Here is a 22,152-nt window from a genome sequence, read left to right on the forward strand (position 1 = left end):
CTCGTCAGAGCCTTCGCATCACAGAGACGACCTTGCCCATGATCTGCGCGTGCGTGCCGTCGATGGGCGTGTACGCGGGGTTGTGCGGCACGAGCCACACCTGGCCGTCCTTGCGTCGGAAGGTCTTCACCGTCGCCTCGTCGTCGAGGAGTGCCGCGACGATGTCCCCGTTGTCGCACGAGGCCTGCCGGCGCACGACGACCCAGTCGCCGTCGCAGATCGCGGCGTCCACCATCGAGTCGCCGGAGACCTTGAGCATGAACAGCTCACCCTCGCCGGTCAGCTGACGCGGGAGCGCGAAGACGTCCTCCACCGCCTGATCCGCCAGGATCGGGCCACCTGCCGCGATGCGGCCCACGAGGGGAACCGAGACGCTCGCGCCGGCGCCTTCGTCCGCCACGGCGTACACGGCCGCCGTCGTCTGGGGGGTGGACTCGACCTCCTCGGGAAGGACCACCTCGATGGCGCGGGGACGGTGAGGGTCGCGCCGGAGCATGCCCTTGGACTCGAGAGCGCTGAGCTGGTGCTTGACGGACGACGTCGACGTGAGGCCTACCGCCTCGCCGATCTCGCGCATCGACGGCGGGTAGCCGCGGCTCGCGACCGAGTCACGGATGTGCTCGAGGATGCGGCGCTGGCGCTCCGTGAGCGCGCCGTTCGCCTCGACGTCCGGGAACTCGTGGACGGTCGCTCCCTGCTCGTTCGGCTCCTGCGCCATGGCCGCTCCTCCTCGCGATGTCAGACCCCGGTGGTGGTCTTGTCTCGACCGTAGAGCAGCAGGACCACGAAATCAAACACATGTTCGAGCGTGTCTTGTGCCGGAGCGTCCGGCGTGCTACAACTAGAACATACGTTCGATAGAACATACGTTCGAAGGAGCGAGAGATGACCATCGGAACCGTGACCGTGACTGCACCCCGTACCCCGGTGGCGCGCCTGCGCCGCGCGCTCGTGGTGGTCGTGCTGCTCGCCGTCGGGCTGCTCGTCGCGCCGCAGGCCTTCGCCGGCACGGATGAGCCCGTGCAGTCCTCGGTGTCGACCTACACCGTGTCGTCAGGTGACACGCTGTGGGACATTGCCTCCTCGCTCACGCCCGCCGGTGGCGATGTGTCGGTGACGGTTGCTGACATCATCCAGCTGAACCGCATGGAGGGCTCCGGCCTGATCGCGGGGGAGCAGATCCTGGTGCCGGTCCGGGGCTGAGTCTCGGCGGAGGGCGGGTCGCGCGCGGGCGCGCCGCCGGTCGGGTGGCACGTGGATGCGCGTCGCACCAGGTGTGGCGTGCGTGACGCGTGTGATTCGTGGGAGAGTAGGGGCATGTACTGCCCCTTCTGCAGGCACTCCGACTCCCGCGTGGTCGACTCGCGTGTCGCCGATGACGGCACGTCGATTCGCCGCAGGCGCGAGTGCCCCCATTGCGGGAAGCGCTTCTCTACCGTGGAGACCGCCACGCTGATGGTCGTCAAGCGGTCCGGCGTTGCCGAGCCATTCAGCCGCGACAAGGTGGTGACGGGCGTACGCAAGGCATGCCAGGGCAGGCCAGTGAGTGACGACGACCTCGCGAAACTCGCCTACCGGGTCGAGGACACGCTCCGCGAAGGAGGCCAGGCTGAGGTGGACGCACTCCAGGTCGGGCGCGCCATTCTGCCCCCTCTGCGGGAGCTCGATGAGATCGCCTACCTGAGGTTCGCGAGCGTGTACCAGGACTTCAACAGCCTCGACGACTTCCAGGCGGCGATCGATCGGCTCCGCGAAGAGGACGCCGCCCGCGCGGACGGCTGACATGAGACGAGCCGCCCAGGGCTGAGACCCTGAGCGGCTCGTGTCACCGCGTGGCCCAGGTGGGCCGAGTGCTCACTGCTAGGACAGCACTCGCACCTGGACCGTTCCAGTCATGTTCCGCAGGACCTCGACGGCCTCGCGGCTCAGCCCAGAGGCGACGTCCGTCACCACGTATCCGAGCTCGCCGCGCGTGGCGAGCAGCTGCGCATCGATGTTGACGCCGTGCTCCGCGAACACCTGGTTGACCGCCGCGAGCACACCGGGCACGTTCTCGTGCAGGTGAGCGACGCGGTGCGAGCCCTGCACCTGATCGAGCGACAGGTTCGGCAGGTTGACCGACAGCGAAGTGGAGCCGTGCGCGACGTAGTCCCGCAGGCGCGAGGACACGAACTGGCCGATGTCGCGCTGCGCCTCTTCGGTCGAGCCGCCGATGTGTGGCGTGAGGATCACGTTCGGCACGTGCTGCAGCTCGGAGACGAACGGGTCGCCCTTCTTCTTGGGCTCGACCGGGAACACGTCGATCGCCGCGCCGCCGATGTGGCCGGACTCGAGTCCGTCCTTGAGCGCCTCGACGTCCACGATGAAGCCGCGCGAGAGGTTGAGGAACATCGCGCCTGGCTTCATGGCCTCGAACTGCTCGCGGCCGAAGAACCCCGAGTTCCCCTGGCGTCCGTCCACGTGCAGCGTGACGATATCGGCCTCGGCGAGCAGGGCGTGGAGCGACGGCATGGGAGTGGCGTTGCCGAGCGCAAGCTTCTCGGCCATGTCGAAGAAGATGACGTTCATGCCCAGCGCCTCGGCGATGACTGACAGCTGCGATCCGATGTTGCCGTAGCCGACGATGCCAAGCGTGCGCCCGCGGATCTCGTGCGCGCCGATGGCGCTCTTGGACCAGACGCCGTCGTGCATCGCGCGGTTGTGCTCGGCGAGGCGACGCGTCAGCGAGACCATCTCGGCCACAGCCATCTCGACTACGGAGCGCGTGTTCGAGTACGGCGCGTTGAACGCGGCGATGCCGTGGCGCGCTGCGGCCGACAGGTCGATCTGGTTGGTGCCGATCGAGTAGGCGCCGACCGCGAGCAGCGAGGGCGAGGCCTCGATGACGCGCTCGGTCAGATGCGTCTTGGAGCGGATGCCGAGCAGTTCGACGCCCTTCAGGGCCTCGATCAGCTCGTCCTCGTCCATGGCGCCGTCGTGGGCTTCGACCTCGATGCCTGCGCCGTGGAGGATCTCGTGGGCGCGGGGGTGGAGGGACTCAAGTAGTAGTGCTCGCACGGGCGTTATCGTCTCGCACAATCAGGAGATTTCCCAACTCGGTGCGCCGGGGAGCGTGGAGAGGACTCGTGCAGGCGCTCTCTGCTGCTGTCAGCCGAGTCCGACGGGCAGCGCTCCTGTGTGCACGACGTCGAGGTGGCGCGTGGGTCGCGTGAGCGACACGTACAGGTCGCCTGGGCGGGTGGCGATGAGGGTTGGCTCGAGGACCACGGCGACGTCGAACTCGAGGCCCTTGGCGGCGACCGCGCCGATGACCTCGATGGGGGAGCCGTCGCCGAGCCGCTCGCGCACCTGGGGTGCGAGGCTCTCGGGCGCGATCACCGCGACGAGTCCGCCGTCGCCCTGGTCGAGCCAGGCCTGGCGCTCGAGCGCCTGCGCCGTCGCGCGGCTCACCGCGTCGTCGGCTCGGTGGTAGGCGACCGCGTCGTCCACGTCGCGCGCCGCGCTCATGTCGCTCACGGGCAGGCCTGCGGCGCGTGCGAAGGACTGCGCGGCCTCTGCCACTGCGGAGGGGATGCGATACGAGACGGTGAGCTCGCGCAGGTTCCAATGCGCCCCGAAGACAGGGTCCATCGCCTCGGGCCACCAGCGTGCGCCAGCGGCGGACGCAGTCTGTGCGACATCGCCGACGATCGTGAACGAGCGGGTGGGGCAGCGGCGCACGAGCATGCGCCAGGCCATGGGGCTCAGCTCCTGCGCCTCGTCCACGACCACGTGTCCGTACGTCCACGAGCGGTCAGCGGCGGCGCGCTCCGCGACGCTGAGCCTCGACTCGGTGCCGCGCATGCGTGACGCGAGCGTCTCGGCGTCCACCTTGATCATGGTGTGGGCGCCGAAGCTCTCGATCACGTCCTTCGCGTACTGCAGCTCCTCCGCGGTGAGGTCCGACTGATCGGCGCGCGGCCCGCCGCCCGGCATGTCGCCGAGCAGCTCCGCAGCTTCGTCGAGCAGCGGCACGTCGGCGTCCGTGAACGGCGCCGATGCGGGCCTGAGCAGCAGTGCGCGCTCGGCCTCGGACAGGCCGGGCGCGGCGTTGTCGAGCAGGTGAGCCTTGGAGAAGAGATCCCGCAGCAGCTGCGCGGGAGTGAGGGGCAGCCAGCACAGGTTGATCGCGATGCGGATGTTCTTGTTGTCGCGGATCTCGCGCTCGACCTCGACCCTGTCCTCGGCGTCGAGGGTCTGCTCGAGCTGCTCGACGAGCTGCGTGGTGAGCCGCGAGATCATGTCCTTCGCGAACGTCGCGCGCGCCTCGTTGTGAGGCCGGCCGTCGCGTCGGGCGCGAGCCTGCGCATCGCGGATGTCTGATCGACGGATGACGACGGTGCGCCCGTCGATCCGCACCTTCTGGTCGCCTCGCGGCACTCGCTGCCGCTCGCGCACGGCTTTCTTGATGACGGTGGCCATGTCGGTGCGGCCCTTGATCGAGGCGACCTCGTCGGACTCGACGGCGGTGATCGCGACTCCCTTGACGAGCCCGGCGAGGGTAGTCGAGACGGCCCCCGTCTCACCGAGCGACGGGAGCACGTGGTCGATGTACCGCAGGAACTGGCGCGACGGTCCGATGAGGAGCACGCCGCGTCGCTCGAGCTGTTCGCGGTGGTGGTACAGCAGGTAGGCGGCACGGTGCAGGGCCACGGCGGTCTTGCCGGTGCCGGGGCCGCCCTGGACCACGAGCGCGCCCTCGATGGGTGCGCGGATGACGGCGTCCTGCTCGGCCTGGATCGTGGCGACGATGTCGCCCATGCGGCCCGTGCGTCGGGCGTCGAGCGCGGCGAGCAGCGCTCCTTCGCCCGCGAGGGTGCCCTCGCGGCCGGAGGCGCGCAGGGCCTCGACGTCCAGCACGTCGTCCTCGACTGCCGTGACGGTGCGCCCGCGCGTGGTGAGGTGGCGGCGGTTCATGACGCCGCCGGGGTTCGCGGCGGTCGCGGAGTAGAAAGCCCGCGCCGCTGGCGCGCGCCAGTCGGTCAGGAGCGGCACATGCTCTTCGTCCGACAGTCCGATGCGGCCCACATAGAGCGTGTCGCCCGCGGTCATGTCCAGGCGTCCGAAGCACAGCCGATCCTCGACGGCGTCGAGCTGCGCGATGCGGTCCTCGTAGAGCGTGGCGAACGCGTCGCGCTCGGAGCGGTTCTGTGGCGAGCCCGAGGGGCCCTCGCGCCTGACCTCGCCCAGGCGCGCCTCCGCTTCGGCGCGGAGCGCGTCGAGGCGCCCATACAGCGTGTCGACCACGCGCTGCTCGATCTCGAGTCCGTGCGTGGTGGCGGTGGCGTCATCCTGCATGGCATACACCTCGGGTGCTGTGCGTTGTCCGGCGAAGGCAGTCATCCATTATCGCAGGCGCGACGCCCGCGCACGACCATGTGCGCGATGTCGGACGGCGGGGGCATCTCGCCGGTCGCGAACGCAGCCGGTCGCGTCGGAGCTGCGTGGAATGATGGAGGGATCATGGAACGACCGATGGTGACCTGGGACCCGGACGGGGTCGAGCGGTGGGCGCGCGAGGCGCCCTCCGACAGTGCTGTGATGGTGCATTCGCTGCGCGGCTTCATCGACGCGGGCAAGACCGGGCTGCTGGTCGCCGAGCATCTGCTGGAGATCGGCGAGCCCGTGCGGCTGGCGACGTTCGACATCGACCAGCTGCTCGACTACCGCTCTCGGCGCCCCGAGATGACGTTCTCCGTCAACGAGTGGACGTCGTATGACGAGCCGCATCTGGTGCTCGACATGGTGCACGACGCGGAGGGCTCGCCCTACCTGCTGCTGCACGGCTTCGAGCCGGACATCCAGTGGGAGGGCTACATCCGTGCCGTGCGCGACATCGCCGACCGGCTGCGGGTGGGGCTCACGCTGGGCACCCACGGGATCCCCATGGCCGCGCCTCACACGCGGCCGCTCGGAGTGACCGTGCACGGCACGCGGCAGGAGCTGCTGCCCGACCAGCCGAGCCCCTTCGGCACCATCACGGTGCCTGCGAGCGCGCAGAACCTGCTCGAGTACAGGTTCGGCCAGTGGGACCGGGACGTGGTGAACGTCGCGGTGCACGTCCCGCACTACCTCGGCCAGTCGTCTTACCCGCAGGCCGCCCAGCGCGCCCTGTTGTCCCTCGAGGACCTCTCGGGGCTCGCGCTGCAGCCGCATGGTCTGGACGCCGTGGCGGCGGAGGCCGACGACGAGATCGAGCGACAGCTCGGTGAGTCGGAGGAGGTCGTCGCCGTCGTGAAGGCGCTCGAGGAGCAGTATGACGAGTACCAGGAGTCGCGCGACGACCAGATGCTGCGTGACGGGATGCTTCCGTCGGCGGACGAACTGGGCGAGGAGTTCGAGAAGTACCTGCGCCAGCAGCGCCGCGACTGAGCAGCCATTCTCGGCGTGTCGCGCGCGACACGCCGAGGGAATCGCGGTCGCACGTCGCTTTTCGGGGCGCATGCATGACACACTTGATCCTGGTTGCAAGAACGTAGTGTGCAGGAACCCGCTCCGATGAGTGGGAGAAGTCATTGCGGCGACAAGCGCGGCACGGTGTCGCGCTTCCCTCCCAGGGCACGACAAACAAAGGGAGACACCCGCATGGCGCAGGGTTCCGTGAAGTGGTTCAACGCAGAGAAGGGCTTTGGGTTCATCGCCCAGGACGGCGGCGGTGCCGACGTCTTCGTCCACTACTCCGCGATCGAGACCGATGGCTACCGCTCGCTCGACGAGCAGCAGCGCGTCGAGTTCGAGGTGACGCAGGGCCCCAAGGGCCCGCAGGCGTCGAACGTTCGTCCGCTCTGATCGGATGACGTGCGTCCCTAGGGACGCAACGCTGGAACTTCGCTGAGGGGCGGGGCCGTGAGGCCCCGCCCCTCAGCCGTTCCAGTCCTCCTGGACGCCCGTCGGCAACGGTGCCGACGCCGCGTAGCGACGCAGCGACGGGGCGTCGACCGGCCCCGCGACGAGGATCACGTTCCCGCGCCGGCGGCCCTTGAGCACGGCGTGCTCGGCGATCGCGATCACGTCCCCGAACGCGCGCCTCGCGGAGGCGACGTCTTCGCGCGAGGCTGCGGACGGCGACCCTGGACGTGCCCCCACATTCGCGACGACGAGCCCGCGAGGCCGCAGGGTCCGGCGGGCTTCGCTCCACCATGCGTCGCCGGCGAGATGCTCTGGCGTCCAGGCTCCCGCGAACGCGTCCCGCACTACCAGGTCCAGGCTGTCATCAGTGCGCCCCGCCAGGGCCTCCAGGCCATCCTGGGCGCGGATGCGCAGGCGCGGAGCCCGCGGCAGGTCCCACCACGTCCGCACGAGTTCGGGCAGCGTCGTGTCGACGTCGACGGCGATGTGCCCGGAGTCGGGGTACACGTGCGCCAGGTGGCGCGGCAGCGCGCAGGCAGCGGCGCCAACGTGCAGCGCGAGCATGCGCGCGGGCGGACGCCAGGCCGCGATCGCGGCGGCCGCATGCCTCATGTACTCGAAGTCGAGTGTCGCGGGATCCTCGCGCAGGGGAGAGCTGGGAACATTGTTGACCCACAGAGTCGTTGTTCCATCAGACTCGTCACGGAGCTCGGCCGACCCGGTCGAGATGGTGAAAGGAACACCGCGGGGGACGTGGGGAGCGACGCCTCCTCGGGGTCGCTGCGCACGTGCCATGGCCCCAGGGTAAAGGGCTGGTACAGAACCAGGCGAGGAACTAGACTGACACTACGACCAACCGGTCGAGGTCGAAGGAGGTGGCGACATGCCGCTGTCGGAGTACGAGCAGCGCGTTCTCGAGCAGCTCGAGCGCGATCTCGGCAGCGACCCTCAGCTCGGCCGTGCGATGAAGCGCGGTCCGCGTCCGCGGGCGCGCATCGCCGTCGGCGCCCTGGGCGTGCTGGTTGGTCTGGGCGTGGTGGTCATCGGCGCCGTCTCGCAGATGCTGTGGCTCGGTGTGCTCGGCTTCGCCGTCATGATCGGCGTGGCGCTGTGGGCGCTCCTCGCTCCCGCGCCCACCCAGGGAGCCGCGAAGGGCTCCTCGAAGGGCGACGGCCCGCGCGGAGGCAAGTCCGCGCGCCGCAAGGACGAGCGGTCCTTCATGCAGAGGCTCGAGGAGCGCTACGAGCGCCGCCGCGAGCAGGGCGATCTCTGACCCTTCCGCGTCGCGCGGACCCTTTCACGTCACTTCACTCCACTGCGCTTCGCTGAGCGCGCGACTCAACGCTGCGGGCGCTGGCGCACGTCGCTGAGCACCGCATCCACATCGCCCTCGAGCGCTGTGACGTCTCCACGGAACCCCTCGGGCAGGTAGCGCTCCTCGACGATCGCCGTGACGAGCGCCATGAGGCTCGCATCCGCTCCGTCAGTGAGGGGCGACCCCGCCTCCGCAGCGCTCATGCGCACGTGCGTCGCCGCTTCGTACGGCGTCATCGCGTCGGGCCATCGCCACGGCTCTGGCAGTCCCGCTCGCAGGCGTGACCAGGCGCCCTCGACCGGCGTGACGTGGGCAGTCCCAGCGCGTCGGTCGCGCCGCACGGTGAGCCACACGACGAGCGCGGCAGCGCCGGCGAGCCCGCCGAGCAGGAGGACCCAGACGAACGGCGAGCCTCCCGATGCGCCCCCTGCCTCACCCGTCGGCGTGGTCGCGGTGGGGGTGGGCGTCGCCGGTGCGCTCACGGTCGCGGAGGGGGTCGCGCTCGCACTGGGCTCGGAGGATGGCTCGGCCGTCGCGGTGGGGGACGGCTCGGAGCCGTCGTCGCCGCTGCCGGCGGAGTACTCCGGCGGCGCGCCGGTCTGCACGGCGGGCGTCGGTTCGAAGCGCACCCAGCCGGTGCCGGGGAAGTACAGCTCGGGCCACGCGTGGGCGTTGCCGCCAACCACGGTGTACAGGCCGTCGGGGTCGCGCGAGCCGCCCAGGAAGCCGACGCCGATGCGCGCCGGGATGTCCATGAGGCGCGCCATCATGACCATGGTGGTCGCGAACTGCTGGCAGTAGCCGCGCCGGCTGTCGAGGAAGGCGCTGACTGCGTCGCCTCCGGTGAGGACCGCGGAGGTGTCGTACACGAACTCGGTCGGGTCGCGCAGGTACTGCTGCAGCGCCACGGCGATCTCATACCGCGACGTCGCAGACGCGTCCGCAGCGATCTGGCGTGCGAGGGCTCCGACGCGGTCGGAATCGAGCGCGTCGGGCACCCGGAGGTACTCGTCGCCCGGGTCCTCGCCCGACGCGGCGGCGAGGCGCTCGGCGGAGATCCAGTCGGCGGCGTAGACGAGCGAGTAGGACAGCCCTGCGGTGCTCGAGTTCGCGCTGCGCACCTCGTCGTACGTGCCGTCGTAGCGCCACGTGTCGTCGACGTCGACCGTGCGTGGCACGGTCGTGATCGGAAGCGCGGTCTCCGCGAGGGTGTCGATCGAGATCTCGACCGAGTCGAGCGTCGCGGTGTCCCACCCTTCGGCGACCGAGGGCCACAGCACGCCGAGGTCCGCCGGTCCGCCGGCGACATCGCCGCGGTCGCGGTTCCACTCGGCGCCGGTGAACTCGGTGGCGGTGTAGAGCCGCAGCACGTCGACGTGCTCGCCGGTGGTCGTGTAAGTGAGCACGCGCGAGGACGACTGCGAGGTCAGCGCGTCACGCAGGTCCAAGTTGAGGTTGAGCCTCGTCGCGCTGCCGTCCGACGGCCCTTGGGCGCGGGGCAGGGCGCCCCATCCCGGCATGTGCGGGGCGAGCGGCGCGACGAGGGCGGCCAGGCCGACGATCGCCGCCGCGGCCGGCAACCATGCGGTGGCGGGCGGGACTCGCGACACGTCGGCATGATCCGAGGTCAGCGCCATGATCGCCAGCCAGATCGCCAGCACGCCGAGCAACGCGGCGACGGGCGCGTCGAACGGGATGAGCGCCGCAGGGAGCCACGGGAGCAGCAAGGGCGCGCCCGCCATGCCTGCAGCGCGCCACGCCACGGCGAGATGCTCCGCGACGAGGAACACGATCAGTACCAGCACGGTGACCACGGCGCGCACGCCGTCGGTCGCGTCGAGGGGCACCGGGGCGAACAGCACATCCTGGATGCCGTTGTCGAGCACGCGCCACACGGAGCGCAACGCGGCGGGCGTGGGCAGGACGCTCCCGAGACCGCTCGTCTGCGCATAGGTCGAGACGACGAGCAGTACGGCCACGACGAGTCCGACGAGCGTCGGGATCACGCGAGACCGGGTCATGGCGCGCGCGACGGTGACCGCGGCCGCGACGGCGGCGAGCGCGAGCGCGGCGCCCAGCCACACGTCCGTCATGTCGATCGGAGTCGAGTACGCGGCGAGCGGTCCGGCGCTCGCGAGCGCGACCGCGGGCGTGGCCTGCCAGGAGGGCCTGCGACGCTCGCTCACGACGCGATTCCTCTCAGCGCGGCCGACCAGGCTGCGGGGAGGTCGGCGAGCGTGGGCGTGACGCCGACGCGCCATCCGGCCCGTGCGAGACGCGAGACGAGCGCGGCGTCCTCGCCCACGAGCAGGGCGGTCGTGGTGCCCGCTCCGCCCAGGCCGGCCATCGCGTCGGACGCGTCGGAATCGTCCAGGGTGCGCGGGTTCACGACGGCGATCGCGATGCCGCCGCGCGAGACCTCGTGAGCGGCGGTGCGGGCGGCGTCGGCGAGGCGCGCAGGTCCGTCAGGCGTGCTCGCCGTGACCAGCGCGAGCGCCGTGAGCAGCGCGCTGCGCGACTCCGGCGCCCGCGCGCCGTACTCGCGTGACTCGTCCAGGCCTGCGCCGAGCAGGCGAACGGCGTGCCCGGAGGCGAGCGACGCGAGGGCCACGGATCCGGCGATCCCGATCGCGTCCTCGGCGGCATCGGGCTCGCCGGCGGCGTCCAGGATGACAGTGACGGAGGGGCGCGACGCGTGCTCGTCTGCGCGCACCACGAGCTCGCCGCGTCGCGCGGACGACTTCCAATGCACGCGGCGGGGGTCGTCGCCGTGGCGGTACTCGCGGAGCGCCGCGTCATCGGTCGCGGGGCTGGTGGCGCCGCGCAGCGATCGGTCGGAGCCCGCGAGAGCCGCGCCGCGGTCGCGCGACAGATCCACGATGCGTGGCCATACGACTGCGTCCTGCTCGGCGCCGATCGGGGTGTCGGCCCACAGCGTGCCGAGCGGATCCGCGACCCTGGCGACGGCGGGCCCGAGCGGCCACGTGCCGCGCGCGACGGGGGAGAGCGAGTAGGTCAGGGTGACCCTGCCGGGCTCGCGCAGCACGGTCGCGCTCGTCGAGCCGTCGCCGGTGAGCTCGGAGGCCGCCTGCTCGCGCACATCGAGACGGGGTACGTGGCGCTGCGAGCGTCGCGACATCACGACCACCTCGACCCGGCCGTCGGCACCTGCTGTGAGCGGGTGGGGCGAGATCGTGCGCGAGGCGGAGCGGTAGCGGCGACGCATCACTGCGATGCTCGCCTGCAGCCACAGGGCGCCTGCGGCGACGCCGACGACCAGCACGAGCCCGACGACTACGACCGTGAGCGACGCCATCCCGATGCCGAGCGCCGTGATGACGAGCCCGCCGGCGATCATGCCGATGCCGCGCGCGGTGAGCACGGTCTCGGTCCTGCCTGGGCGCGAAGCCTGCGGCGCGGTGGGGGCCGCGTGGGTGCGGGTCATGCTCAGCGGCGGCCCTCCGCGCGGCTGGGGGCCGCGTTCCTGGCCTCGGTCGGCACTGCGGTGCGGGCGACGATCGCGTTCAGGATCCGCGAGGAGTCCTGGCCCGCGAGCCGCGCCTCTGCCGAGGACACGAGCCGGTGCGCGAGGACGGGAAGTGCGAGCGCCTTCACGTCGTCGGGCAGCACGTGGTTGCGTCCGGCCATGGCGGCACGTGCCTTGGTCGCCTCGAGCAGCTGCAGCGAGGCGCGCGGCGAGGCGCCCAGGCGCAGCCCCGGGTCGGTGCGCGTGGCGTTCGCGAGGTCGACGATGTACTGCTTGATCGCAGGCGCCGCGTAGACGCGGCGGGCCACATTCACGTGGCGCAGGAGTGTCGCAGTGTCGGTGACGGGGCGCACGTCCTCGAGCGGGTCGGCGCCGTCGTGCGTGTCGAGCATCGCGATCTCGTCGTGAGGGGCCGGATACCCGACTGACAGCTGCGTCATGAAGCGATCGCGCTGCGCCTCGGGGAGAGGGTAGGTGCCTTCCATCTCCACGGGGTTCTGGGTCGCGACGACGATGAACGGCTCCGGCAGGCGGTGCGTGGTGCCGTCGACGGTGACGCGGCGCTCCTGCATCGACTCGAGCAGCGCGGCCTGCGTCTTGGGGGAGGCGCGGTTGATCTCGTCGGCGATGACCACCTGGGCGAAGATCGGGCCCGGCCGGAAGTCGAAGCGGTGCTCGTCCGTGCGGTAGACGCTGACCCCGGTGACGTCCGAGGGCAGCAGGTCTGGCGTGAACTGGATCCGGCCCACGGTCGAGTCGATGGAGGCTGCCAGCGCACGCGCGAGGGTGGTCTTGCCGACTCCGGGCACGTCCTCCATGAGCAGGTGTCCCCGCGCCAGCACGGTCGCGAGAGCGGCGTCGACTGCGGCGCCGAGGCCAGACAGTGCAGTGCCGACGGACTCGCGCACCTGGGATGTCGTCTCGGCGACTTCGTCGAGCTCTGCCCCCGTGGGGATGGCGTGACCCATGGACTCCTCCTCATGACTTCCGCGTCCGAGCCTAGACGATGCTGTGGTGCATCGCAGGTCCCTCCACTTCATTTCACGCGTCTTACCAGGATTGATGGCTTGATTCGGGACGAATTTCGCCAGAATCTCCCTCTTCGTGGAGGGAAGTGGAGTAAAGTGGGGCCAACGCTCGATTCGTGGCACGGGGGAGGTGACGGACGTGACTGAGGCTGCGGCGCATGGCCTGGGCCCCACGGGGGTGCTCCTGGGCACGTTCATGCCGCGCCTCGACGACAAGGGGCGGCTGATCCTCCCGGCGAAGTTCCGCGGGCGTCTCGCGTCCGGCCTCGTCGCCACGCGCGGCCTGGACCGCTGCATCTTCGTGTTCCCCATCGACGAGTTCACCGAGGTGCACAACCGTCTGCGCAAGGCGCCGCTCGAGAACAAGGGCGCGCGCGACTATCTGCGCAGCTTCCTCGCGTACGCGCAGGACGACATCCCTGACAAGCAGGGCCGCGTGCTGCTGTCGCAGCCCCTGCGCAAGTACGCGGGCATCGACCGCGAGGTCGCGGTCGTCGGCATGGGCTCGCGCGTCGAGATCTGGGACGTCGAGGCCTGGGAGGCCTACCTGGAGGCGGGCGAGGAGGCGTACGCGCAGACGGCGGCCGAGGTGTTCGACGACATGTAGCAGGCCAGCCGCGCCCCGTGGCCTCCTCCCGCGCAGCTCTGACGGACTTCCCCCCGCCAGAGGGCCCGGAGGGAGACCAGGGGGCACGGCACGAGACAGGGCGAGAGCCGAAAGAAGAAGGGAGGGACAATGGAGAAGGACACAGCGAGCCGCCACCGGCCGGTGATGCTGGACCGCTGCGTGGACCTCCTCGCGCCCGCCCTCACCCGCCCTGGCGCGGTCGCAATCGACGGCACGCTCGGCATGGGAGGGCACACCGAGGCCCTCCTCGAGCGTTGCCCTGAGGCGCGCGTGGTCGGCATCGATCGGGATGCGCAGGCGATCGCTCTCGCCTCGGAGCGCCTCGCGCGCTTCGGGGACAGGTTCGTCGCGCACCACGCCACCTACGACGACATCGCGGGCGCGCTCGCCGAGGTCGACGCGGAGGCTGCCGACGGCATCCTCCTGGACCTGGGCGTCAGCTCGCTTCAGATCGACGAGGCGGAGCGCGGCTTCTCGTACGCGCAGGACGCCCCGCTCGACATGCGCATGGACCGGTCCGAGCCCGTCACGGCCGCCGACCTGCTGCGTGACGCCGACGAGCGCGAGCTCGCGCGCATCCTGCGCGTGTACGGCGAGGAGCGGTTCGCGCCGCGCATCGCCCGCGCGATCGTGCGCCGGCGCGATAGTGAGCCGCTCAGCCGCTCCACCGAGCTCGCCGAGCTGGTGCTCGAGGCCATGCCCGCAGCCGCGCGTCACGCGCCCGGCGGTCACCCGGCCAAGAGGACATTCCAGGCGCTGCGCATCGCCGTCAACCGTGAGCTCGAGGTGCTCGAGCGCGCGATCCCCGCGGCGATCGACGCGACCGCGGTGGGCGGACGCATCGTCGTCATGAGCTACCACTCGCTCGAGGACCGTCTCGTCAAGCACGCGTTCGCCGAGGGCGCCGAGGTCGACGCGCCTCCTGGCCTGCCCGTGATCCCCGACGACGCGCAGCCCTACCTGCGCCTGCTCACCCGCGGGGCGGAGAAGGCCTCGGAGGACGAGGCTCTCGCCAACCCCAGGTCCAAGCCCGTACGCCTGCGCGCCGCCGAGCGCGTGCGCCCCACCCCCGCGTCTCGCGCAAGGAGAGCCGCATGAGCGCCGCACCGCTCCGCCGTCAGCCCGCCACCCCTGCACGCCCCGCCGCTCCCGGCACGCGGACCGCCACGGGCCGTGCCGCCACCGCGCGTGCGGCGACGGCTGCCGCGCCGGCCCGCCACGGCGTCGGGCGTGCGCAGGAGGCGCCGCGCCGCGAGCAGGCGCCCCGCCGCGGCGAGCACCTGCGCGCCGTGTCCGCGCCCGAGCAGGCGCGCTCGCTCGTGCCGTTCGTCGCGCTGTGCCTCGCGATCATCGTCGCCGCGCTCGGCACGGTGCTGATGATCAACATCGCGATGACCGAGGGTGCCTACGAGCGGCGCGACCTGAAGATCGAGATCGATCAGCTCGCGAAGGAGCGCTCGACGCTCGTGACGCAGCTCGAGGCGAACGCCGCGCCCAGTGCGCTGACTGCGCGCGCCTCCGAGCTGGGCATGGTGCCCGCGGATACGCTCGGCGTCGTGTCGCTGAGGGATTCCCGGGTCCTCGAGTCGAGGCTCGGCTGATGGCTCGTTCTCTCGCGCCGGTCGTCGCGAGTCCGCTGCGCCGGCAGCGGCTGGTCTCCCTCGCGCTGCTCGCCGTGGTGGTCGTGTTCGTGGTGCGCCTCGTGTCGGTTCAGGCCGTCAACGCGGCGGAGCTGTCCGAACTGGCGCTCGACACGCGTCTCACGACCGCGACCGTCGACTCCGAGCGCGCGGACATCGTGGACCGCAACGGAGTGGTGCTCGCGCAGTCGGTGCAGCGCTATCACGTGTTCGTCAACCAGCAGACGCTCGCCGAGTGGAAGCGCTACGACGAGGGCACACTGGTGGCCGAGGGCCCGATCGATGCGGCGCGCATCCTGGCCCCGCTGCTCGGCATGAGCGAGTCGGAGCTCGCCGCAGACCTGGTGGGGGACAAGACCTTCCAGTACATCGCGAAGTACGTGACTCCAGAGGTGTGGGCCCTCATCGACGATGAGGGGATCTCGGGCATCGACCGGGAGCCGGTGTCCCAGCGGATCTACCCCAACGGCGCGGTCGCGGGCAACGTGATCGGCTTCATGGGCGGGCGCGCCGACGAGCCCGGCGTGTTCGGCCTCGCGGGCATCGAGCTCGCGCTCGAGGACACGCTCGAGGGCGAGGACGGCTCGATCACCTACGAGCGCGGCATCAACAGCGCGGGCGGCACCGTCATCCCCACGGGCATCCTCGACGAGCAGGCCGCGAAGGACGGCGACACCGTCGTGCTCACGATCGACCGCGACATCCAATACATGACGCAGCAGCTGCTCGACACCGCGGTGGCGAACACCGGATCGGCGAGCGGCATCGTGATCGTCGAGGACGCGAAGACGGGCGAGATCTACGCGCTCGCCGACTCGAACTCCGTCGACTCGTCCGACCCCGGCGCGACCCCTGCGGCCGACCGCGGCTCCAAGGCGGTCTCCAACGTGTTCGAGCCCGGCTCGACCGCCAAGATCATCACCATGGCGGCCGCGCTCGAGGAGGGCATCGCCGTGCCCACCTCGCGGTACACGGTGCCCTACGAGTACACGACGGAGAACAACCAGACCTTCAAGGACTCGCACGAGCACGCGGACCAGAAGATGACGCTGGCGGGGATCCTCGTCGCGTCGTCCAACACCGGCACCGTGATGGTCGGCCAGGAGATCCCTCAGGAGACGCGCTACGAGTACCTCCAGAGGTTCGGGCTCGGGACCAGCACCGACGTCGGCCTGCCCTCCGAGTCGTCAGGCATCCTGCGGTGGTGGGAGGACTGGGACGGCCGCTCCAAGTACGCCGTGCTGTTCGGCCAGGCGGTCTCCGTGACGGCGCTCCAGACCGCGCAGGTCTACCAGACTGTCGCCAACGGTGGCGTGCGGGTGCAGCCCACGGTCGTGGCCGGTTACGAGAGCCCCGACGGCACCTACACGCCGCGCGAGACCGCGGAGCCCGTGCGCGTCATCTCTGAGGACACGGCGGACTCGCTCATGCGCATGCTTGAGGACGTGACCGAGGACGGCACGGGAACGCTCGCCCGGATCGAGGGCTACCGCGTCGCAGGCAAGACGGGAACCGCGCAGTCGTTCGCGCACGACGGCACCCAGAACGGCGTGGTCGCGTCCTTCGTGGGCGTGGCTCCTGCCGACGACCCGCGTATCGTCGTATCGGTCATCATGCTCAACCCCAGCACGTCCATCTGGGGCGGCACGGTGGCGGCGCCGGTGTTCCGCGACGTGGCAACATTCACCCTGCAGTCGCTGGGTGTCCCGCCATCGACCGGCGAGGCGAACCCGTACCCGACCAGCTGGGAGTGACGTTGCAGGAGATGGAGCTCCGGCCCGCGCATGCGCGGCCGGCAGCGCTGGGCCGCGTGGCCGAGCGCATCGGCGTGGAGATCGAGGACGCCGCCGCGGCGGCGCTCGAGGTCACGGGAGCGACGGTGGACTCGCGCGGGGTGCGTCCTGGCGACCTGTTTGGCGCCTTCCCAGGGTTCACGGTGCACGGCGCGACGTTCGCGGCCGACGCGGTGGCGGCGGGTGCGGTCGCGGTCCTCACCGACGCGGAAGGCGCGTCGCAGATGGCCGACGCCGGGGTTGCGGTGCCCGTGCTCGTCACCGGCGCGCCGCGCGCCGCGATGGGGGAGGCGGCCGCGCTGATCTACGGCGACCCGTCGCGCGAGCTGGCCTTCGTGGGCGTGACCGGCACCAACGGCAAGACCACGACGAGCTACTTCATCGAGTCCGCGCTGGCGCGCGTGCATGAGCACACGGGCATCATGGGCACGGTCGAGCTGCGGCTGGGCGACGAGACGATCGAGAGCCCGCGCACCACCGTCGAGTCGCCCGTGCTGCACGGACTCCTCGCACGCATGCGCGAGGAAGGCGTGACCGCTGCGGTGACCGAGGTCAGCTCGCACGCGGCGGCGCTCGACCGCATCGCGGGCGTCGACTTCTCTGTCGCCGTCTTCACGAATCTGCAGTGGGACCACCTGGACTTCCACGGGACCATGGAGAACTACCTCGCGGCGAAGGCGCGTCTGTTCGAGCCCGGTCGTGCGCGTCGGGGCGTGATCAACGTGGACGACGAGTGGGGGCGCAGGCTCGTCGAGCACGTGACCATCCCCGTCGAGCGGGTCTCCACGCGACCCGAGTCCGTGCACGAGGCGGAATGGACGGTCACCGAGGCGGACATCGGCCTTGACGGCGTCGGCTCGCATTTCGTGTTCACGGGGCCCGACGGCACGGAGCACCGCGCCGAGAGCCCGCTGCCGGGGCTGGTCAACGTGAGCAACGCCATGGTCGCGATCGTCGCCGCGCATGCCGCAGGTGTGCCGCTCGACGAGGCGATCGCGGGAGTCGCGGGCGGTCACGAGGTGCCCGGCCGCATGGAGCGCGTGATCGAGCGCAGCGACGTGGATCCGCTCGCGATCGTCGACTATGCGCATACGCCCGACGCGCTGACGCTGGCGCTCGAGGGCGTGCGTCCCATCACCCCTGGCAGGCTCATCCTCATCTTCGGCTCGGACGGGGACCGCGACCAGGGCAAGCGCCCGGTGATGGGTGAGATCGCGGCTCGTCTCGCGGACGTCATCGTGCTGACCGACGAGAATCCCCGCTCGGAGGAGCCCGCCGCGATCCGCGCGGCCATTCGCGAGGGGATCGAGAGGGTGCGTCCCGACCTGACCGACGTCCACGAGGTTGAGCCGCGCGTCGAGGCCGTGGCGTACGGCCTGCGCCTCGGACGCCCTGGAGACACCGTCATCGTCACCGGCAAGGGCCACGAGCCGACTCAGGAGATCGCAGGCGTGTTCCATCGCTACAACGATCGCGACGCCTACCTCGCCGCGCACGCTGCCCTTGTGGCCGAGCGGGACGCGGCCGACGCGTCGGACGGCGGAAGGGCGTGAGGCCGCTCGCCGCCCAGTGGGTGGCCAACGCCGTCGGCGGGGAGCTCGTCGCTCCCGTCGACATCACCGTGACCTCGGTCGAGAAGGACACGCGCGAGATCGCTCCGGGGGCGCTGTACGCGGCGTTCATCGGCGAGCGTGTGGACGGCCACGACCTAGTCCCAGACGCGCTCGAGGCGGGTGCCGCACTGTGCCTCGTGTCGCAGCCGGTCGACGCTCCGCACATCCTGGTGGACGACGTCGCGGTCGCTCTCGGCGCCCTCGCGCAGGCCTACCTGGCGGTGTTGCGCACCGAAGGCGAGATCACCGTCATCGGCATCACGGGCTCGAACGGCAAGACCACCACCAAGGACCTGCTCGCGCAGCTCCTGCCCGATGCGGTCGCGCCGGTCGGCAGCTACAACAACGAGATCGGCCTGCCGCTGACGGTGCTGCGCGCCGACTCCTCGACGCGGCACCTGGTGCTCGAGATGGGCGCGAGCGCGCCCGGCGACATCGCGTACCTGACGCGCATCGCGCCGCTGGACATCGCGGTGGTGCTGACCGTCGGCACCGCGCACCTGGGCGGCTACGGCTCTCCCGAGGCGCTCGCGGAGGAGAAGGCCTCGCTGCTGGGCGGCCTCGCGCCAGGTGGCACCGCGATCCTCAACGCCGACGACCCGCGGGTCGCGGCCATGTCGGGCCGCGCCGACGCGGTCCTCACCTTCGGCGTCACCGGCGGCGACACGCGCGCGCTGGGGCTCAGGACGGACCGCGGCCGTGCGTCGTTCGAGCTCGAGGGCCTCGGCAGGCGCACGCTCTCCCTGGTCGGGGAGCACCACGTGACGAACGCGCTCGCCGCGTACTCCGTCGCGCTGCAGTGCGGGCTCGAGCCGGCGTCGGCCTGGGACGCGCTCGCCGCCGCCCGGCCGCTATCGGCGCACCGCATGGCACTGACCGAGCGCGCCGACGGCATCCGGATCCTCGACGACAGCTACAACGCCTCGCCCGAGTCGATGCGGGCCGCGCTCCGCGCGCTCAAGGACGTCGCTCAAGGTGGCAGGTCGATCGCCGTCGTGGGGGAGATGCTCGAGATGGGCGACGCCTCGCTGGCCGGGCACGAGGAGATCGGGCTCGATGCCGTGAGGCTGCGACTCGACCTGCTGCTCGTCGTCGGCGAGGGCGCCCGGCCCGCCTACGTCGCCGCCGTCCGCGAGGGCTCATGGGGCGACGAGGCCGCATACGTCGATACGATAGGCGAGGCCCGCGAGGTGCTTGAGGCACGCGCAGCGCCCGGGGACACCATCCTGATCAAGGCGTCCCACGGGTCGGGGCTGTGGAAGCTGGCCGACGACCTCGTGGGGGACGGTGCATGAAGGCGGTAGTCGCCGCGGGCGGATTCGCGCTGCTGGTGTCCCTGCTGGGGACCCCGCTCCTGATCCGGTACCTCACGCGCAGGCAGTTCGGGCAGTTCATCCGTCAGGACGGCCCCGCCTCGCACCACGTCAAGCGCGGTACTCCCACCATGGGTGGCGTCGTCATCATCCTCGCCGCGGTGATCGGCTGGATCGGCGGCAACCTGTTCATCGGCCGCACGCCCAGCGCGTCGTCGATGCTCGTGGTGTTCCTTTTCGTCGGGCTGGGCTTCGTGGGCTTCCTCGACGACGCGATCAAGATCTCGCGCGAGCGCTCGCTCGGGTTGAAGGCGCGCTGGAAGATCCTGGGCCAGGCGGTCGTGGGCATCACGTTCGCGGTGCTGGTGCTGCAGTTCCCCAACGGCGACGGCATCACGCCCGCCTCCACCGCGATCTCGTTCCTGAGGGATACACGACTGGACCTCGCGATCCTGGGGCCCGCCGTGGGCATCGTGCTGTTCGTCCTGTGGGCGAACTTCCTCATCACCGCGTGGTCGAACGCCGTCAACCTCACCGACGGCCTGGACGGACTCGCCACGGGCGCCTCGCTCATCTTCTTCGGCGCGTACACGATCATCGCGATCTGGCAGCTCAACCAGAACTGCCAGCTCGGATCGAGCAATGACGCGCTCTGCTACGAGGTGCGCGACCCGCTGGATCTGGCCGTGCTCGCCGCGGCGATCGCGGGCGCGTGCTTCGGCTTCCTGTGGTGGAACACCTCGCCCGCACGCATCTTCATGGGCGATACGGGCTCGCTCGCGCTGGGCGGCGCGATCGCGGGACTCACCATCGTGACCCGCACCGAGTTCCTCGGCCTCGTCATCGGCGGGCTCTTCGTTCTCGTGGTCGCCTCGTCGGTGCTGCAGATCGGCTGGTTCAAGCTCTCGGGTGGCAAGCGCCTGTTCAAGATGGCGCCGCTGCATCACCACTTCGAGCTGCTCGGCTGGAACGAGGTCACGATCGTGGTCCGCTTCTGGATCATCGCAGGCCTGTGCGGCGCCATCGGCGTGGGCATCTTCTACGCCGAGTGGGTGGCGAACCTGTGAGCATCGCCGGCCTGAGGGTGCTGATCCTCGGCGTCGGCGTCGCGGGCACGTCGGCCCTGCGCGCATGCCGCGAGGACGGCGCCGTCGCGGTGACGGTCGACGCGAACGGCGAGGCTGACCATCGCGACGTGAGCGAGGTGGACCTCGCGTCCTTCGACGTCGTGATGGCGTCGGCGGCCTTCGCGCCGCACTCCCCGGCGATCCGGGCGTGTCAGGAGGCAGGGCTGCCGATCTGGTCGGAGATGGAGTTCGCGTGGCGCGTGCGCCGCGAGGGCGTGCCGTGGGTGCTCGTCACCGGCACCAACGGCAAGACCACCACGACGCAGATGGTCGGCGCGATCGCTGCGGCCGGCGGCCTCGATGTTGCCGTGTGCGGCAACATGGGCATCCCCGTGATCACCGCCGCGCGTGAGAACCATGACCTCGTGGCGGTCGAGATCGCGAGCCTGCAGCTGCACTTCACCGAGACCGTCTCGCCGCACGCGGCCGTGTGCCTCAACGCGGACGATGATCACACCGACTGGCACGGCTCACTCGAGGCCTACCGCGCGGCGAAGGCTCGCGTGTACCGGCACACGCAGGTCGCGTGCGTGTATCCCGCCGCCGACGCGCTCGTCGAGTCGATGGTCGCCGACGCTGACGTGGTGGACGGCTGCCGCGCGATCGGCATCACGCTCGGGTCCCCAGGGCTCAGCCAGCTGGGCGTCGTCGAGGGCATTCTCGTGGATCGCGCGTTCGGCGATGATCGGCGCCGTGCCGCGCTCGAACTGGGCCACGTCGAAGACCTGGCACACCTCGTCGCGGGTGCCGTGCCGCCGTACCTCGTCACCAACGCGCTCGCGGCCGCCGCGCTCGCGCGCGCCGTAGGGGTCGCGCCCGACGCGGTGGGCGAGGGACTGCGCGGCTTCAGCCTCGACGCGCATCGGACGGCATTCGTGCGCTCGCTCGACGGCGTGGACTACGTGGACGACTCGAAGGCCACGAACGCGCACGCCGCGATCGCCGCGTTCGGCGGGATGGCGCCCGGCTCGGTCGTGTGGATCGCAGGAGGTCAGCCCAAGGGGCAGGTGTTCGACGACCTCGTCGAGGCCGTCGCCGACCGTGTGCGCGCAGTCGTGCTGATCGGCGCGGACCCGGCACCGCTCGCCGCCGCGCTCGCGGGACACGCGCCGGATATCCCCGTGACGCGCGTCGAGCCGGGGGAGGATGTGATGGCGAGGGCCGTGCATGCGGCCCGCGTGCTCGCGCAGTCAGGCGACACGGTGCTGCTGTCTCCGGCCTGCGCGTCGTTCGACCAGTTCCGCAGCTACGCGGATCGAGGAACGGCCTTCGCCACGGCGGCGCAGGCCCTGGACTAGGCGTCGGCGGCGCCGGGGGTGG

At 71.0% G+C, this 22,152-nt stretch carries 20 protein-coding genes; 13 read left to right on the forward strand and 7 right to left on the reverse strand.

Annotated elements, in window-relative coordinates:
- Window positions 1–4: 4 nt before the first annotated feature.
- The gene (gene lexA, locus B7K21_RS11790) at window positions 5–718 is read right to left on the reverse strand and encodes a transcriptional repressor LexA (protein WP_084075824.1); all 714 of its coding nucleotides are present in this window, start codon (window positions 716–718) and stop codon (window positions 5–7) included.
- Window positions 719–885: 167 nt separating this feature from the next.
- Between lexA and B7K21_RS11795 the strand changes: the two genes are divergently transcribed.
- Together B7K21_RS11795 and nrdR are read left to right on the forward strand one after the other, a co-directional pair.
- Window positions 886–1,203, forward strand: a complete 318-nt coding sequence (locus B7K21_RS11795) for a LysM peptidoglycan-binding domain-containing protein (RefSeq protein WP_084075826.1) — start codon at window positions 886–888, stop codon at window positions 1,201–1,203.
- Between the two features lie 114 nt (window positions 1,204–1,317).
- Window positions 1,318–1,782, forward strand: a complete 465-nt coding sequence (gene nrdR / locus B7K21_RS11800; protein WP_084075829.1) for a transcriptional regulator NrdR — start codon at window positions 1,318–1,320, stop codon at window positions 1,780–1,782.
- A 78-nt stretch (window positions 1,783–1,860) separates the two neighbouring features.
- Here nrdR and serA read toward each other — a convergent pair whose 3' ends face one another.
- Window positions 1,861–3,057, reverse strand: a complete 1,197-nt coding sequence (gene serA / locus B7K21_RS11805) for a phosphoglycerate dehydrogenase (RefSeq protein WP_200806313.1) — start codon at window positions 3,055–3,057, stop codon at window positions 1,861–1,863.
- 90 nt (window positions 3,058–3,147) lie between these two features.
- On the reverse strand, window positions 3,148–5,337 hold the full coding sequence (locus B7K21_RS11810) for an AAA family ATPase (RefSeq protein WP_084075832.1): 2,190 nt from the start codon (window positions 5,335–5,337) through the stop codon (window positions 3,148–3,150).
- A 165-nt stretch (window positions 5,338–5,502) separates the two neighbouring features.
- On the opposite strand from B7K21_RS11810, the gene B7K21_RS11815 reads away from it, so the two are divergent.
- Both B7K21_RS11815 and B7K21_RS11820 read left to right on the forward strand, forming a co-directional pair.
- Window positions 5,503–6,411, forward strand: a complete 909-nt coding sequence (locus tag B7K21_RS11815; RefSeq protein ID WP_084076134.1) for a PAC2 family protein — start codon at window positions 5,503–5,505, stop codon at window positions 6,409–6,411.
- 213 nt (window positions 6,412–6,624) lie between these two features.
- A complete protein-coding gene (locus B7K21_RS11820) occupies window positions 6,625–6,828 on the forward strand; it encodes a cold-shock protein (protein ID WP_084075834.1) in 204 nt (67 codons plus the stop codon).
- Between the two features lie 72 nt (window positions 6,829–6,900).
- Here the strand turns inward: B7K21_RS11820 and B7K21_RS11825 are convergent, their stop codons facing one another.
- Window positions 6,901–7,683, reverse strand: a complete 783-nt coding sequence (locus tag B7K21_RS11825; protein ID WP_144016212.1) for a spermidine synthase — start codon at window positions 7,681–7,683, stop codon at window positions 6,901–6,903.
- Window positions 7,684–7,771: 88 nt separating this feature from the next.
- Here B7K21_RS11825 and B7K21_RS11830 point away from each other — a divergent pair, with 88 nt between their 5' ends.
- The gene (locus tag B7K21_RS11830) at window positions 7,772–8,161 is read left to right on the forward strand and encodes a DUF3040 domain-containing protein (RefSeq protein WP_084075840.1); all 390 of its coding nucleotides are present in this window, start codon (window positions 7,772–7,774) and stop codon (window positions 8,159–8,161) included.
- A 65-nt stretch (window positions 8,162–8,226) separates the two neighbouring features.
- Here the strand turns inward: B7K21_RS11830 and B7K21_RS11835 are convergent, their stop codons facing one another.
- From B7K21_RS11835 to B7K21_RS11845, 3 genes are read right to left on the reverse strand one after another with little or no spacing between them, the layout of a single operon-like run.
- The gene (locus B7K21_RS11835; RefSeq protein ID WP_084075843.1) at window positions 8,227–10,389 is read right to left on the reverse strand and encodes a transglutaminaseTgpA domain-containing protein; all 2,163 of its coding nucleotides are present in this window, start codon (window positions 10,387–10,389) and stop codon (window positions 8,227–8,229) included.
- Window positions 10,386–11,648 carry a DUF58 domain-containing protein gene (locus B7K21_RS11840; RefSeq protein WP_084075845.1) on the reverse strand — a complete coding sequence of 421 codons (1,263 nt, stop codon included), beginning with the start codon at window positions 11,646–11,648 and terminating at the stop codon, window positions 10,386–10,388. The genes B7K21_RS11835 and B7K21_RS11840 overlap by 4 nt, the downstream gene beginning before the upstream one ends.
- Window positions 11,649–11,650: 2 nt before the next feature.
- A complete protein-coding gene (locus B7K21_RS11845; RefSeq protein WP_084075848.1) occupies window positions 11,651–12,658 on the reverse strand; it encodes a MoxR family ATPase in 1,008 nt (335 codons plus the stop codon).
- A gap of 199 nt (window positions 12,659–12,857) precedes the next feature.
- On the opposite strand from B7K21_RS11845, the gene mraZ reads away from it, so the two are divergent.
- The 8 genes from mraZ (at window position 12,858) to murD (ending at window position 22,130) form a co-directional block, all read left to right on the forward strand.
- A complete protein-coding gene (gene mraZ, locus B7K21_RS11850) occupies window positions 12,858–13,325 on the forward strand; it encodes a division/cell wall cluster transcriptional repressor MraZ (RefSeq protein ID WP_255373781.1) in 468 nt (155 codons plus the stop codon).
- Window positions 13,326–13,454: 129 nt separating this feature from the next.
- Window positions 13,455–14,444, forward strand: coding sequence for a 16S rRNA (cytosine(1402)-N(4))-methyltransferase RsmH (gene rsmH, locus B7K21_RS11855; protein ID WP_084075850.1), 990 nt, complete (start codon window positions 13,455–13,457; stop codon window positions 14,442–14,444).
- Window positions 14,441–14,947, forward strand: a complete 507-nt coding sequence (locus B7K21_RS11860; RefSeq protein ID WP_084075853.1) for a hypothetical protein — start codon at window positions 14,441–14,443, stop codon at window positions 14,945–14,947. Before rsmH ends, B7K21_RS11860 begins: the two co-directional genes overlap by 4 nt.
- Entirely contained in the window at window positions 14,947–16,740 is a 1,794-nt protein-coding gene (locus B7K21_RS11865) for a penicillin-binding protein 2 (RefSeq protein WP_234989301.1), read from the forward strand. Before B7K21_RS11860 ends, B7K21_RS11865 begins: the two co-directional genes overlap by 1 nt.
- Window positions 16,737–18,332, forward strand: a complete 1,596-nt coding sequence (locus B7K21_RS11870) for a UDP-N-acetylmuramoyl-L-alanyl-D-glutamate--2,6-diaminopimelate ligase (protein WP_234989302.1) — start codon at window positions 16,737–16,739, stop codon at window positions 18,330–18,332. Before B7K21_RS11865 ends, B7K21_RS11870 begins: the two co-directional genes overlap by 4 nt.
- On the forward strand, window positions 18,329–19,687 hold the full coding sequence (gene murF / locus B7K21_RS11875) for a UDP-N-acetylmuramoyl-tripeptide--D-alanyl-D-alanine ligase (RefSeq protein WP_084075856.1): 1,359 nt from the start codon (window positions 18,329–18,331) through the stop codon (window positions 19,685–19,687). Before B7K21_RS11870 ends, murF begins: the two co-directional genes overlap by 4 nt.
- Window positions 19,684–20,772, forward strand: a complete 1,089-nt coding sequence (gene mraY / locus B7K21_RS11880) for a phospho-N-acetylmuramoyl-pentapeptide-transferase (protein ID WP_084075859.1) — start codon at window positions 19,684–19,686, stop codon at window positions 20,770–20,772. Before murF ends, mraY begins: the two co-directional genes overlap by 4 nt.
- Window positions 20,769–22,130 carry a UDP-N-acetylmuramoyl-L-alanine--D-glutamate ligase gene (gene murD, locus B7K21_RS11885; protein ID WP_234989303.1) on the forward strand — a complete coding sequence of 454 codons (1,362 nt, stop codon included), beginning with the start codon at window positions 20,769–20,771 and terminating at the stop codon, window positions 22,128–22,130. Before mraY ends, murD begins: the two co-directional genes overlap by 4 nt.
- The last annotated feature ends 22 nt before the right edge of the window (window positions 22,131–22,152 follow it).

Origin of the sequence: Demequina sp. NBRC 110052 (genome assembly GCF_002090075.1) — a bacterium.
In the GTDB taxonomy this organism is placed as follows: domain Bacteria; phylum Actinomycetota; class Actinomycetes; order Actinomycetales; family Demequinaceae; genus Demequina.